This is a genomic window from Streptomyces sp. NBC_01214, from assembly GCF_026340975.1.
GTDB lineage: Bacteria > Actinomycetota > Actinomycetes > Streptomycetales > Streptomycetaceae > Streptomyces.
In genome coordinates this window covers 1,119,981-1,133,680 of the sequence record NZ_JAPEOS010000001.1, presented here as the reverse complement: position 1 = coordinate 1,133,680, position 13,700 = coordinate 1,119,981, and the positions used below count along the sequence as shown (strand labels likewise).

At 72.8% G+C, this 13,700-nt stretch carries 9 protein-coding genes and 1 pseudogene; 4 read left to right on the top strand and 6 right to left on the bottom strand.

Translation table 11 applies throughout. The features are described 5' to 3' along the window. Positions 1-139 precede the first annotated feature (139 nt). Positions 140-1,513 (top strand): DUF2079 domain-containing protein, encoded by a 1,374-nt coding sequence (locus OG594_RS05490; RefSeq protein ID WP_266602638.1) that lies wholly within the window; start codon positions 140-142, stop codon positions 1,511-1,513. 90 nt (positions 1,514-1,603) lie between these two features. Here the strand turns inward: OG594_RS05490 and OG594_RS05485 are convergent, their stop codons facing one another. Next, positions 1,604-4,189: an ABC transporter permease gene (locus OG594_RS05485; RefSeq protein WP_266595706.1), complete on the bottom strand. Its 2,586-nt coding sequence runs from the start codon at positions 4,187-4,189 to the stop codon at positions 1,604-1,606. After that, positions 4,186-4,974: an ABC transporter ATP-binding protein gene (locus tag OG594_RS05480; RefSeq protein ID WP_266595704.1), complete on the bottom strand. Its 789-nt coding sequence runs from the start codon at positions 4,972-4,974 to the stop codon at positions 4,186-4,188. The genes OG594_RS05485 and OG594_RS05480 overlap by 4 nt, the downstream gene beginning before the upstream one ends. 371 nt (positions 4,975-5,345) lie before the next feature. Here OG594_RS05480 and OG594_RS05475 point away from each other — a divergent pair, with 371 nt between their 5' ends. Further along, on the top strand, positions 5,346-6,971 hold the full coding sequence (locus OG594_RS05475) for an MFS transporter (RefSeq protein ID WP_266595702.1): 1,626 nt from the start codon (positions 5,346-5,348) through the stop codon (positions 6,969-6,971). Between the two features lie 82 nt (positions 6,972-7,053). Next, positions 7,054-7,923: a hypothetical protein gene (locus tag OG594_RS05470; RefSeq protein WP_266595700.1), complete on the top strand. Its 870-nt coding sequence runs from the start codon at positions 7,054-7,056 to the stop codon at positions 7,921-7,923. 667 nt (positions 7,924-8,590) lie between these two features. On the opposite strand, the gene OG594_RS05460 is transcribed toward OG594_RS05470, so the two are convergent. Both OG594_RS05460 and OG594_RS05455 read right to left on the bottom strand, forming a co-directional pair. Continuing rightward, positions 8,591-9,601, bottom strand: coding sequence for a quinone oxidoreductase (locus OG594_RS05460; protein ID WP_266595698.1), 1,011 nt, complete (start codon positions 9,599-9,601; stop codon positions 8,591-8,593). Between the two features lie 54 nt (positions 9,602-9,655). Further along, positions 9,656-9,982 (bottom strand): hypothetical protein, encoded by a 327-nt coding sequence (locus OG594_RS05455; protein WP_266602636.1) that lies wholly within the window; start codon positions 9,980-9,982, stop codon positions 9,656-9,658. A gap of 58 nt (positions 9,983-10,040) precedes the next feature. Here OG594_RS05455 and OG594_RS05450 point away from each other — a divergent pair. After that, positions 10,041-10,169 (top strand): annotated as a pseudogene (locus OG594_RS05450) (IS481 family transposase); the annotation flags it as partial. Here OG594_RS05450 and OG594_RS05445 read toward each other — a convergent pair. Both OG594_RS05445 and OG594_RS05440 read right to left on the bottom strand, forming a co-directional pair. Then, positions 10,166-11,038 (bottom strand): DivIVA domain-containing protein, encoded by an 873-nt coding sequence (locus OG594_RS05445; RefSeq protein WP_266595696.1) that lies wholly within the window; start codon positions 11,036-11,038, stop codon positions 10,166-10,168. The pseudogene OG594_RS05450 and the gene OG594_RS05445 overlap by 4 nt on opposite strands. 131 nt (positions 11,039-11,169) lie before the next feature. Beyond that, positions 11,170-13,698 (bottom strand): SUKH-4 family immunity protein, encoded by a 2,529-nt coding sequence (locus OG594_RS05440; RefSeq protein ID WP_266595694.1) that lies wholly within the window; start codon positions 13,696-13,698, stop codon positions 11,170-11,172. Between the last annotated feature and the right edge of the window lie 2 nt (positions 13,699-13,700).

The following is a 13,700-nucleotide window of genomic DNA, read 5'->3' as shown; positions in this document are numbered from 1 at the left end:
ACGACGACGCCCCCCGCACCGCTTTACGATGTTCCTGTTCTGACTGTCCGAGCTCGCCGTGTCGTCTTCCGCCGGGGAGACACTGCCTCCGGAGGAGCACGAGTCCGTGACGAGCGATGCGATAGCCCGCCCGGCGCCGGTGGTACCGGCACCCGCGAAGCCGGACCGGTACGCGTGGGCACCGCCCTGGCTGGTGGCCGCCGGACTGTTCGTCGTCTACCTCATCCTGTCCGTCGGCCGGTTCCGACGGATGGACTGGGCCTCCTGGGACCTGGGGATCTTCGAGCAGGCGATCCGCGCGTACGCGCACCTCCAGGAGCCCGTCGCCGACCTGAAGGGGCCGGGGGCCAACATCCTCGGGGACCACTTCAGCCCGATCATCGCGCTCGTCGCCCCCGTCTACCGGGTCTTCCCCGGGCCCCTCACCCTGCTGGTGGTGCAGTCGGCGCTGTTCGCGCTGTCCGCCGTGCCCGTCACCCGGGCGGCCGTACGGTTCCTCGGCCGGGCCCGCGGGCTCGCGGTCGGCATCGCGTACGGACTGTCCTGGGGCATCCAGCGGGCCGTGGAGTTCGACTTCCACGAGATCGCCTTCGCCGTGCCCCTGCTGGCCTTCGCCCTGGAGGCGGTGCTCGCCCGGCGCTGGCGGGCCGCCCTGCTGTGGGGGCTGCCGCTGGTCCTCGTCAAGGAGGACCTCGGCTTCACGCTCGCCGCGCTGGCCGTGGTGGTGGCCTGGCGGGCCCGCGACGGCAACCGGCGGATCGCCGTGACCGCGCTCGGCGTCGCCGCCGCGGCCTGCGTCTTCGCCGTCCTGGTGTTCACCGTCTTCATACCGGCCTTCGCCACCGCGGGATACGGCTACTGGGACAAGATCGACGGGGCGGGTCCGCTCGGTGGCATCGGCACCAAGCTCACCACCTTGGCCTGGGTGCTGGTCCCCACCTCCGGGCTGCTCGCGCTGCGCTCGCCGCTGCTCCTGGTGGCCGCGCCCACCCTCGGCTGGCGGTTCCTGTCCGGGGACGACCACTACTGGTCCACCGACTGGCACTACAGCGCCGTCCTCATGCCCGTCGTGGCCCTCGCCCTGGTCGACGCCATCGACACCGTCCGGCGGAGCGAGCGGCCCCGGCTGCGCTCGTACGCCCTACAGCTGCCGACCGCCGTCCTGGCCGCCGCGCTCGCCCTGAGCGCGACCGCCATGCCGACGGCCAAGCTCGTCGAAGCCCGTACGTACGAGAAGCCCGAGCGGGTCACGGCGATCGAGCGGCTCCTGGACCGGATCCCCGACGGGGCGACCGTGGAGGCCGACACCACCCCGCTGACCCGGCTGACCTCGCGGTGCCGCGTGCTGTGGATCGGCGGCAGCAAGGGCGTGGTGCCCGACTGGATCACCATCGACAACTCCTCCAAGTGGGCCGGCGAGGACCCGACCGGCTACGCCCGCCAGCTCCACCCCGGCGAGCGGTTCACCCTGGTGGGTGAGGCCGGCGGCATCGTCCTGATGCAGCGGGAGTGAAGGGGAAGGCCGGCGTCGGCCCCGTACGACGACGCCGGTCCGGGACCCTGAGGTCCCGGACCGGCATTCCCCCGAACGAACGCGAGCCGGTTACTCGCTCGCGATCGCGTTCAGTACGTTCATCCGCCCTGCCCGGAAGGCCGGGACCAGTGCGGCGAACAGGCCCACGAAGGCCGAGGCGGCGAACACCCCGAGGATCGTCGACCACGGGATGTCCAGCACCTTCAGGCCCTGGAGCGCCAGCAGCTGCTGCGCGCCGATCCCCCAGCCCATGCCGAGACCGAGGCCGAGCACGGCGCCGAAGAGGGCGATGACCACCGACTCCAGGCGGATCATGCGGCGCAGCTGGCGGCGGGAAAGGCCGATGGCGCGCATCAGGCCGATCTCGCGGGTCCGCTCGACCACCGAGAGGGCCAGGGTGTTCACGACGCCCAGGACCGCGACGACGATCGCGAGGCCGAGGAGCCCGTAGACCATGTTCAGCAGTTGGCCGACCTGGTCCTGCAGGGCCTGCTTGTAGTCGGTCTGGTTGCGCACGCTGTACTGCGGGTACTCGGCCATCGCCGTCTTGACCGACTGGTACGCGGTGGCGTCCGACTGACCGTCCTTCGCGCTGGCCAGCATCATGAAGGGGAGCGGCAGCTTGTCGGCCGGGACGTTCGCCCGGGCGAGGTCGGTGCTGATGTACTTCATGGTCTTGTCGATGTTGCCGCCGTCGCTGGTGATCGCCGCGACCTTCAGCTTGACGGTGTTGCCGCCGGTGAAGGCGACCGTCAGCTCGTCACCGAGCTTGATGCCGTGCTTGGTGGCGTAGTCGGAACCGACCGACATGGAGTCCTTGCCGTACGCCGCCGCGTGCTCGCCGGCGACCATCTTGCGCCGGATGTCCTTGGCGTACGTCGGGTCGTTGGCGCCGATGCCCTCCTGCACCGTGGTCCCATCGGGGGCGGTGATCGTGGCCGGCACCTCCCGGTAGGCGGTGACGTGGTCCAAGCCCGGGATGGCGCGCATCGCCTGCTCGGCCTGCGGCAGCACGGGCTGGTCGGTCTCGGACTGGACGATGTAGTCCGCACCGACCGTCTTGTCGAGCTCGTCGGTCGCGGAGGCCACCATCGAGGAGCCGACCACCGACAGGCAGGCGACCAGCGCGAGGCCGATCATCAGCGCGGCGGCGGTGGCACCAGTGCGGCGCGGGTTGCGCAGGGCGTTGCGCTCGGCGAGCCGGCCGACGGACCCGAAGGGCCGCAGCACCACGCCGGAGAGCACCCGCACCACGCCCGCGGCGAGCAGCGGGCCGATCACGATGAAGCCGATGAGGGTGAAGACGACGCCCAGGGCCAGCCAGAGCGATCCGGGGCCGGCCTTCTCGGCGGCCGTGGCGAGGAAGAGCCCCGCGCCACCGATGCCGGTGAGGACCAGGCCGAGGACGGCACGGACGACGCCGGCCTTCTTGTCGCCCGGGGTTCCGGACTCGCGCAGCGCGGCCATCGGGGAGACCTTGCCGGCCCGGCGGGCCGGGATGGAGGCGGAGACGACGGTGACCTTGATGCCGAGGTAGAGGCCGATGACCGGGGTGGTCCAGGCGATCGTCAGGTCGTCGGTGGACAGGTGCATGCCCATGGAGCCCATGAGCTCCATCAGTCCGACGGCCAGGCCCACGCCGGCGCCGATGCCCAGGACCGAGCCGACGATCCCGAGGAGGAAGGCCTCGAGGACCACGGACTTCAGGATCTGCCCGCTGTCGGCGCCGATGGCGCGCATCAGGCCGATCTCGCGGGTCCGCTGGGCGACCAGCATCGAGAAGGTGTTGAAGATCAGGAAGATGCCGACGAGGAAGGCGATGAAGGCGAAGCCGAGCATCACGTACTTCATGACCTTCAGGAAGGAGCCGACGTCCTCGCGGTTGGCGTCCGCGGCTTCCTTGGCGGTCTGCAGCTTGTAGGCGTCCGCACCGACGGCGGCGGCGACGTGCTGCTTGAGCTGCTCGTCGCTCACCCCGTCCTTGGCGGTGACGTTGACGTGCGTGAAGGCGCCGGGGGAGCCGAGCAGCGACTGCTGCGCGGTGGCCGTGTCGAAGTAGACGATCGCCGCGCCCGGGTTGGTCACGGTGAAGGTGGCGATGCCGCTGATCCTGGCGCGGATGTCGCCGGTGAAGGCGATCGTGCGCAGTTCGTCACCGAGCTTCAGGTGGTGCTTCTCGGCGGTGTCGGCGTCGACCATCATCTCGGTCGGGCCGCGCGGAGCGTTGCCCGAGGTGATCTTCATGGACTTGAGCTCGTTCTCGTTCCAGCTGCCCGCGATGGTCGGGGCGCCCGTGGTCGAGCCCAGGTTCTCGTTCTTGGCGTTGACGACCGTGACGGACGTCGACATGACGCCGCCCTCGGCGCTCTTGACGCCTTCGGCCTTGCGGACCTGCTCGACGGCCGAGCCGGGCAGGGTCTCGGGGCGGCCGCGTTCCGGGTTCTCCTCCCCCTCCTTGGCCTCCTTCGGGCTGACGGTCACGTCGGAGCTGGTGACGGCGAACAGCTTGTCGAAGGTGGTGTTCATGGTGTCGGTGAACACCAGGGTGCCGCAGACGAAGGCGACGGAGAGCATGACCGCGACGGCGGAGAGCGCCATCCGTCCCTTGTGGGCGACGAAGTTGCGCCGCGAGGTCTTCAGGACGGTGTTGCTCATGAGGTCCGCCCGCGCGCGTCGAAGTCCTTCATCCGGTCCAGGACCTGGTCGGCGGTGGGACCGTAGATCTCGTCGACGATCCGGCCGTCGGCCAGGAAGATGACGCGGTCGGCGTAGGAGGCGGCCACCGGGTCGTGCGTGACCATGACAATCGTCTGGCCGAGCTCGTCCACCGAGCGGCGCAGGAAGCCGAGGACCTCGGCGCCCGCCCTGGAGTCCAGGTTTCCGGTCGGCTCGTCGCCGAAGATGATCTGCGGGCGGGCGGCGAGGGCGCGGGCGACCGCCACGCGCTGCTGCTGGCCGCCGGAGAGCTCGGTCGGGCGGTGCTTCAGCCGGCCCGCGAGGCCCACCGTCTCCACGACCCGGTTCAGCCACTCCGCGTCGGGCTTGCGGCCCGCGATGTCCATGGGGAGCGTGATGTTCTCCAGGGCGTTGAGCGTGGGCAGCAGGTTGAAGGCCTGGAAGATGAAGCCGATCCGGTCGCGGCGCAGCTGCGTGAGCTTCTTGTCCTTCAGCCCGGTGATCTCGGTGTCGTCCAGGTGGATGTGGCCGCTGGTCACCGTGTCGAGACCGGCGAGGCAGTGCATCAGCGTGGACTTGCCGGAGCCGGACGGACCCATGATCGCGGTGAACTGGCCGCGCATGATGTCCACGTCGACGTCGTCGAGGGCGACGACGCGCGTCTCCCCCGAGCCGTAGGCCTTGACGACCTTTCGTGCCCGGGCCGCGACGGCTGCATGCCCTCCAGTACCCCCGTGCCTGGTTTCGGTCATAGCCGTTGTCACGGTCTTTCTCCCTCTTCGAATGCGTGCGTCCGCGTGCGTCTGCATGCGTCGGCGTCGGTGTGCGGCTGTTACCGCCGTGCGCTCGTCGCCGTCATGAAGTCTCCGCCGGGCGAGGACGCGGCGCGCTGGTGCCCATCGCCGTATCCGCCCGGGGGTTAACCCCACCCCCCGGCCTGTGGTGCGTAGGTTCCAGTTAAGGAGACGTCGGGGCAGCTCACCTCCTCCGCCGGGAGGAACGACCCCTGGCCCGTTGTACCGAGGGCCCCCTAGGGGATCTACACCCTTCGGCGTACCGACCCTGAGGGATACCGCCCCGCACGGGGCGGTGAGATGGTGTTCCCCGCAGTTACGTGCAGGGGGAAGGAATCTCGGTGGCATCGGCGGAGAGCACGGGTGCGAGCCAGGACGGCACACCCTCGGGGCCCGCGGCCGACACCCCCGGGGCCGGGATTCCGGCCAAGAACCGGGCCGGCGGCGCGCCCGCGGCCGGACCGGCCGCGCGCCCGCCGACCCCGGTGGTCGCCTCGCTGATGCTCGGCATGGCCCTCGTCGCCCTGGACAGCACCGTCGTGGCCACCGCCGTCCCCCAGATCGTGGGCGAACTCGGCGGGTTCTCCGTCTTCTCCTGGCTCTTCTCCGGCTACCTGCTCGCGGTGACCGTCACCCTGCCCGTCTACGGGAAGCTGTCCGACACCTTCGGCCGCAAGCCCGTCCTGCTCTTCGGCATCGGCCTCTTCCTCGTCGGTTCGTTGCTGTGCGCGGCCGCCTGGAACATGGCCGCCCTCATCGCCTTCCGCATCGTCCAGGGCCTGGGCGGCGGCGCCCTCCAGGGCACGATCCAGACCCTGGCCGCCGACCTCTACCCGCTCAGGGACCGGCCGCGGATCCAGGCCCGGATGTCCAGCGTCTGGGCCACCTCGGCCGTGGCCGGCCCGGCGCTCGGCGGGCTGCTCGCCTCGTACGCGCACTGGCGCTGGATCTTCCTGATCAACCTGCCGCTGGCCGGGCTCGCCCTGTGGATGGTCTCCCGTCACCTGACCGAGCCCGTACGGTCGCCCGGGCGCCGGGGACCGGTCGACTGGGCGGGCGCGCTCGCCGTCTTCGCCTGCGGCGGACTGCTGCTCTTCGCGCTCGTCCAGGGCGGGGTCGCCTGGCCCTGGCTGTCCGCACCCTCGCTCGGGCTGCTGGGCACGAGCGCGCTGCTGGCCGTCGTCGTGGTCCGGGTGGAACGCCGGGCTGCGGAGCCGATCCTGCCCGGCTGGGTGTGGCGCCGGCGCACCATCGCCGCCGTCAACCTGGCCATGGGGGCACTCGGCCTGCTGATGGTCGCCCCCATGGTGTTCATGCCGACCTACGCGCAGTCCGTGCTGGGCCTCGGCCCCGTCGGCGCCGGCCTGGTCATGTCGGTGATGACCCTGAGCTGGCCCGTCACCGCCGCTTGCAGCCAGCACGTCTACCGGCGCATCGGCTTCCGCAACACCGCGGCCGTCGGGATCGCGTTCGCCGCGGTGATCCTGTTCTCCTTCACGCTGCTGCCCCACCCCGCCCGGCCCTGGCAGCCCGCACTGATCATGCTGCTGCTGGGCGGCACCCTCGGCCTCTTCCAGCTGCCACTGATCGTCGGGGTCCAGTCCACCGTGGGCTGGGCCGAGCGCGGGACCACGACGGCCTCGGTGCTGTTCTGCCGGCAGGTCGGCCAGAGCGTGGGCGCCGCCCTGCTCGCCGCCGTCGCCAACGCCACCATCGCCGCACGCCTGGCGGACGCCCCCGTAACCGGTCTCCCGGAGCACCTGGACGACGTGGCGAAGGCGCTGGACCGGCCGGAGCTGCTGCCCGCTGCCGCCGCCGGCTACCTGCGCGAGGCCGTGGCCGCCGCCGTGGAACACATCTTCCTCGGCGCGACGGCGGCCGCCGTGGCCGCGCTGCTGGTCCTGCTGCTGGTGGCACCGCGCCGGTTCCCCGTCCTGCCGGAACTGCGCGAGCAGCAGGAGGAATAGCCCGTCCACGGAAAGTCGCCTTGTCATGGCCGGGCCATTTGGGTGACCCTCGTGCCAGGACCGTTTCCGGGGGGACGACGACATGGCATCCGCACTCTGCGCACTCGCGTTACTGGCCGCGCTGGCCGGCCCGATCTGCCTGCGGCTCGGCCGCAGTCCGGGCTTCATCACCGGCCGCGACGGCCGCCTCTCCACCTCGACGGCGCTCGCCCTCGCCTGGACGGTGATCCTGGTCTGGCTGCTGCTGGCGATCCTCGGCTACGGGCTCACCGCGGGCGGCGGCACCGCGTACTTCCGGGGCGCCGACGGCCCGCTGTCCACCCTGACGACGGTGTACCTGCCGCTGCTCGGCGGCCCGTACGTGGCGCTGATCGCCGCGAAGGCGGTGGTCGGCCTGCGCGTGGAACACGGCAGCATGGCCAAGCCCGCCGCGCGGCCGACGGCGTCGGGCCGGCGGCCGCTGCGGGAGCTGATCGCGAACGACAGCGGGCGCACCGACCTCGTGGACCTCCAGTACGTCGCGCTCAGCGCGGTCACCATGCTGTACGTGGTGCTGTTCTTCCTCGCGGACGTGGGCGGCGGACTCCCGCGCCTGCCCGCCGAGATGTGGGCCCTGACGGGCGCCCCGGCGGGCGCGTACCTGGTCAACAAGATGGCCGTCCGCGCCAATCCGGTGATCACGCACGTCACGCTGGAGGACGGCCGCCTGACGGTCGAGGGCGGCGGCTTCACCCCGGACCCGGCGGGCCCGCCGGCCCTCCTCACCGTCGACGGCACCCCCCTCCCGGCGCAGGCCGACCCCCTGACGGGCGCCCTCACCGCCACCCTCCCGGCCCCCGGGACGCCCCCGTTCACGGTGGTCGTCACGGCGCGCGGCCTGCGCAGCGACCCGTACCGCTACGAGTCCCACGCGAAGCCGACCGTCCCGGCCCAGCAGCAGCCGGCGGGCTGACCGGCCTAGGTTCGCGCGTCGCCCTTGTGGCGGGCGCAATGGCGGGCCACCCGGGCCCGGTTGCCGCAGACCGACGCCACGCACCAGCGGCGCCGGGGGGTGTGCCGGCAGGAAGAGCAGGACGCAGTCGTGGGCCTCGCACGCGCGCACCTGCGCCACCCGGGGGTCCGTCAGCAGCTCCGCGACCGCCTCGGCCAGTTCCGCCGCGAGCCGCCGGGCCGGATCCGCCGGCCGGTGCGCTGCGGCCAGGGCCTCGTTCAGCGCGGCGAGCGCCCCGGCCGGGGGCCGCGCACCGCGCCGCACGGCGTCGAGCGCCGGGTGCGCGGCCTCCCGTACGGCCCGTACGGCGGCCACCTCGCCCGCGCCCACAGCGTCGACCGGACCGGAGGAGAAGGCGTACGCGGGCCCGTTCAGGTCGGGCGCCCACGCCGCGGGCCCGACAAGATCCGGAGGAGACGGCCTAGCCGTTCTGTCCCGGGAGGTTGGGGACGGGTGAGCCAGGTCTCGGCTGAGGGATCTTGAAGGGGTGTGACCCAGATGCGCCAGAAACCCGCCAGAACTTGATCTTGGCCTGCCGAGCGCCTGCGCTGTCGGGGATCTTGGCGATGACGGTCGGCCACGCCCTCGACATCCCAGTCTCCAAGATCCCCGACCTCGTCACCCGCGATCAGCTCTGCGTCTCCTCGCGGCGTCCCTGAGCGGCCGCATCGGGTACGACGAGCAGCTTGCCGGTGGTACGCCGAGCCTCCAGATCGCTGTGGGCCTGGGCGGCCTCGGACAATGCGTAGCGGCCCGTTACGGTGACCTCAAGCGCCTTGGAGCGCACCCACTCGAACACATCGGCGGCCCGTCGGAGCAGTTCGGACCGATCGGCGATGAAGTCCCCGAGGCTGGGCCGGATCAGGGTCAGCGAACCGCCGTGGGCGAGCCGAATCGGATCAAACGGCGGCACGGCACCACTTGCCGCGCCGAAGAGCACGAGATGGCCGCGGGTTCGCAGGCTGGCGAGGCTCGCATCGAAGGTGTGCGCGCCGACGCCGTCGAAGACAACCGGCAGTCCCTGACCGCCGTTGAGCCGCCTCACCTCGGCGGCGAGATCGTCGACTGCGGAGGAAAGGATCACCTCAGCGGCCCCGGCACGCTTCGCCAGCTCGGCCTTCGCCGTGGTCGACGTCGTACCGATCACCCTGCCGCCGAGATGGGTGATGAGCTGGGTCAAAAGCAGCCCCATGCCACCAGCAGCCGCATGCACGAGCACCGTGTCGCCCCCCTGAACCGGGTAGGCGTCCTTGACGAGATAGTGCGCGGTCATGCCTTGGAGGAGCACGGCGGCGGCTGTCTCGAAGCCGATGTCGTCGGGCAGCGGCACCAGCCGGGAGGAGTCCACGACGGCCCGCTCGGCGTACGTGCCGGGAATCTCCACCCACCCGACCCGGTCCCCGACTGCGACGTCAGCGACGCCGGGTCCAACTTCGACGACCGTGCCGGCGCCCTCAGCGCCCGGGGTGAAGGGCAGCGGGAGGCTGTACCGGCCTTCGCGGTGGTAGACGTCGAGGAAGTTGACCCCGGATGCGGCGACCTCCACGACCGCCTCGCCCGGACCCGGCCGCGGCTGGTCGACCTCGACCTCCTGCAGCACCTCGGGACCGCCCACTTCGTACACCTGAATCGCTCGCATGGCCCTCCAATAACGGTTCATCCCCCACCAACCCCGTTGATGGCGATTAACGGCTCATCCCCCACCAACCCTGTTGATGGCGATCCGATTCCCGGCGAGCGGACCAGCCCGCCGCCCCCGCCGAGAGCTGAGACGCCTGCTGTGCACCCGGGTCCGGGACAGGAGACCGAGGCCGTCAAGGGTCGACGAACGCACCACCCGCCGCTTCCGCACCGCCGTACGGCCACCCACCCGGACCGGCGTAGCCTCCGACAGCTCCACCGCACGGCGCACGAAATCGACCACCGCCTCCGGATACTCCTCCGGCCTCGGGAACCGGCCCATCCGCTGGTACGACTTCAACGCCAGCAGCAGGGCCAACTGATCTCCATCCGCGTCCATCCGCTCCGCCGCCCACGCCGCCTCCTCCCGCGTCGGCGCGAAAAAAGATGCAGCTCTGTCAGACATCGAACGCCGCGAAGCGTTCGCCGGCTGGCTCCACTCCTACCATCACCACCGCGGACACACCGCACTCGCAGGCAAACCACCCGCAAGCCGCGTCCCCAACCCAACGAGGCAATACGCCTAGCCCTCCGCCGGAGCGCGGCCCGTCAGTGCTGCCAGGCTGGAGCGGACGTGGTTCATGTGCGCCCGCATCTCCTCCGCCGCCTCCCCGTGCTCCCGCAGGATCCCCCGCGTCTCGCGCCCGATCCGCTCCTCCGCCACCCGCGCCTGCGCGATCAGCTCGGCCGCCTGCGCCTCCGCGTCCTCCTGCCCGTGCCGCGCCGACTCCTCCGCCTCGGCGAACTCGCGCCGCGCCTCTGCCAGTCGGGCCTCGACCTGCCGCTCCAGCTCCGCGTGGCGCGCCTCCAGGTCCGCCTCGCGCGCCGCCAACTCCCGCTCCGCCGCCTCCCGGCGCTCCGCCTGCTCCTGCTCGCGCTCCGCCCGCTCCGCCTCCGCCCGCCGCCGCGTCTGCGCCAGCGCGGCCGCCGCCTGCGCCCGCCACGCCGCCGCGTCCTCCCGCGCCCCCGACCGCGCGTCGTCCGCCTCGCGCTGCGCCCGCAACAGCCCCTGCCGGGCCCGGACCTCCGTCTGCTCGCGCACCGCCTCCGCGTCGCCCCGCGCGAGCTCCGCCGCCCGGTCGGCACGCGCCTCGGCCGCGCCCAACGTCGCGGCAGCGTCCACCCGCGCGTCGGTCCGTAGGGCGTCCGCCTCTTCCTCCGCCAGCAGCAGGATCCGGCGGGCCCGCTCGCTCAGCTCGTCGTACGTCTGCGGAGCCAGCGCGGCGACCGCCTCCCGCAGCCGCGCCGCGTCCGCCTCCATCTGCTTGGCCAGGACCGTCAGCCGGGCCACCCGCTCCCAGGCCTCGTCCCGGCTCCCGGACAGCCGGGCGAGATACCGGTCGACCTCTTCCATGCGGTAGCCACGACCGCGCACGGTCGCAAAGGGTGCACTCATCCGGGATGCGCCTCTCTCGCGGGGATTCCCGTCAAGGATGCGCCATTTGATCCCGGAAGCCGGAATGGCCGGGCCGAGACCCTGTTCGAAGGTCCCGACCCGGCCATGCAGCCGATCACACGATCAGCCGATCAGAGCAGTCCGTCCCACATCTGCTCCAGCAGCACCGACCACCAGCTCTCCGGCGAGGACAGCGCCGCACTGTCGAGCCCGGCCAGGTTCGCCTGGAAGTCGACGGTCCAGCGGCCCGCCTGCTCCGGCGTCAGGTGCTGGCGCAGTCGCCACATGTGACCCAGCATCGCCACGGACCGCACGAACTGCGGCAGGCTCGAATTCACGAACTGCGGCGGTACGGGAGCACCTCCCGGGCCGCCCTCCACCGGCACCGCCACGATGTGCGCGGTGCCGTACTGGACGCACAGCGCCTTGCCGAAGTCGCTGCCGATGACCAGGTACGAACCCGCGTCCGAGGCCGGCTGCACCTGCCGCTGCTGGGCCAGCTCGGCCAGCGTCGGCACCGGCTGGCCGGGCACCGCCTGCGCCCAGAAGAACGGACCGAAATCGACCGGCAGACCCGCCCACATCAGCGTCTGCGCCACGATCTCCGGCACGCCCTGACGGGACACCGCCCGCTGGTCGAAACGGAACACGCCCTGCGGACCGAACGCCGCCGCCAGCTCCTGCCCGATCGCCTCCAGCGGGATCGCCGGCTGCAGCGGGACCTGCGGCAGCGGTGCCCGTACCGGCGCGGGGCGCGCCGGACCGTCCGCCACCTGGTGCAGCTCCCCCTGGTGGGTGAGCAGGTGCCGCATGCCCTGCTGGCGGCCCGCGTGGTCCTTGCCGTACGGGGCCACGCTCGTGATCCGCACCTGCGGCCACGTCTCCCGGATCATCCGGGCGCAGTAACCGCCGGGCAGCTCACAGGACTCCAGCTCGGTGTGCAGCTCCAGCACCTGCTGCGGCGGCACGTTCATGGCGCGCAGCTCGTAGAGGATCTGCCACTCCGGGTGCGGGGTACCGGGCGCCGAGCGGCGGATGAGCTGCTGCTCGGAGCCGTCGGGCGCGCGGTAGCGGAGCACGGCCTGGTAGCCGGGGCCGACGGTGGGCGCACCGGTCGGGACCGGGGGCTGCCCGCCGGGACCACCCGGACCACCGGGACCACCGGGCGCGCTGGGCGGCGGGCCGGGGGGGCCGGGCGGCTGCGGTACGCCGGGGCCGGCGAGCATCGTCGCGGCGTGGTCGAGCCCGCCACCGGGCGCACCGGGTGCGCCGGGCGGACCGGGAGGCTGCGGTACGCCGGGACCCGCGAGCATGGTGGCGGCGTGATGGGCCCCGCCACCGGGGGCACCGGGCGGACCGGGAGGCGCGGGCGGCTGACCGGTGACGGCCGGACCGGCCAGCATCGTCGCGGCATGGTCCAGCCCACGACCCAGCGACCCCGGAGCACCGGGCGGACCGGGCGGACCGGGCGGACCGGGAGGGCCGGGAGGCTGGGGCACACCAGCACCAGCACCCGCACCCGCACCCGCACCCGGAGCCCCCGGCGGACCGGGCGGCGCCGGCGGCTGACCGGTGACGGCCGGACCGGCCAGCATCGTCGCGGCATGGTCCAGCCCACGCCCCAGCGACCCCGGAGCACCGGGGGGCCCGGGCGGCTGCGGAACACCGGGGCCGGCCAGCATCGTCGCGGCGTGGTCGAGCCCGCCACCGGGCGCGCCGGGCGCACCGGGCGGACCCGGCGGCGTCGACGACGTCGACGGCCGGGAGACCTGGGCCTTGCTGGTCGGCGCGTCGGCGATGTCGCTCGCCGCCGAACCGCCCTGCGAACCGCCCTGCGAACCGCCCGCCGAATCGCCCGGCGACCCCAGCGCGGGCACGACCGCGGTCCTCGGCAGCTGGCTGCCGCCCGGCATCAGCGTGGTCTTCGCCTCCGGGGCCACCCCGGACGACGGCGCGTCCTCCAGGTCCGACCCGGACAGCGGCGGCGCGAACACGGTCGCGGGCAGCGGTACGGACGCCTCGTCCGTACCGGAGTTCACATCGGTGCCCGCCCAGGGCGTGGCGCCGATCGGCACCGCGGGCGCTGCCGGAGCCGGGGCCGTCGCCGGAACCCCGTCGTTGGCCGTGGGCTCGTACGGGATCTCGCCGCCGCGCCGCAACGGCACGGCCGGGGCGGGCGCCGGTGCCGCAGGAGCCGGCGTAGGCGCAGGAGCCGACGCGGGCTCGGGCGCGGGCGCGGCGTCGACGGGAGCGGCCGGCGCCGACGTGGACGTCGACCTCGGCGCGATCCCCGCCCGGTCCGCGGCTTCCTGCAGCCACTCCGGCGGGCTGAGCATGAACGAAGTCTGCTCCGAGTCGATCCGCGGCGGCGGAACCGAAGCCTCCGAAACGGCCGCAGCCGCGGCCCCGTACTCCTCCTCGTACCGGCGGATCACCTCACCCACCGGCAGTCCCGGCCACAGCGTCACCTCCCCGCTGTCCCGCGCGATGACCAGCCGCTGCCGCCCACCACCGGACACGGGACCGGCCGCGCGGTCCTCCGCCCACACCACGAACCCGAGCCCGAACTCCCGTACGCGCACCTCCCGGTGCTGGTACGCGGGCACGTCCCCGTTGATCCACTCTTCGGCGCGCTCCTGCGCCTGCGCAAACGTCACCATCG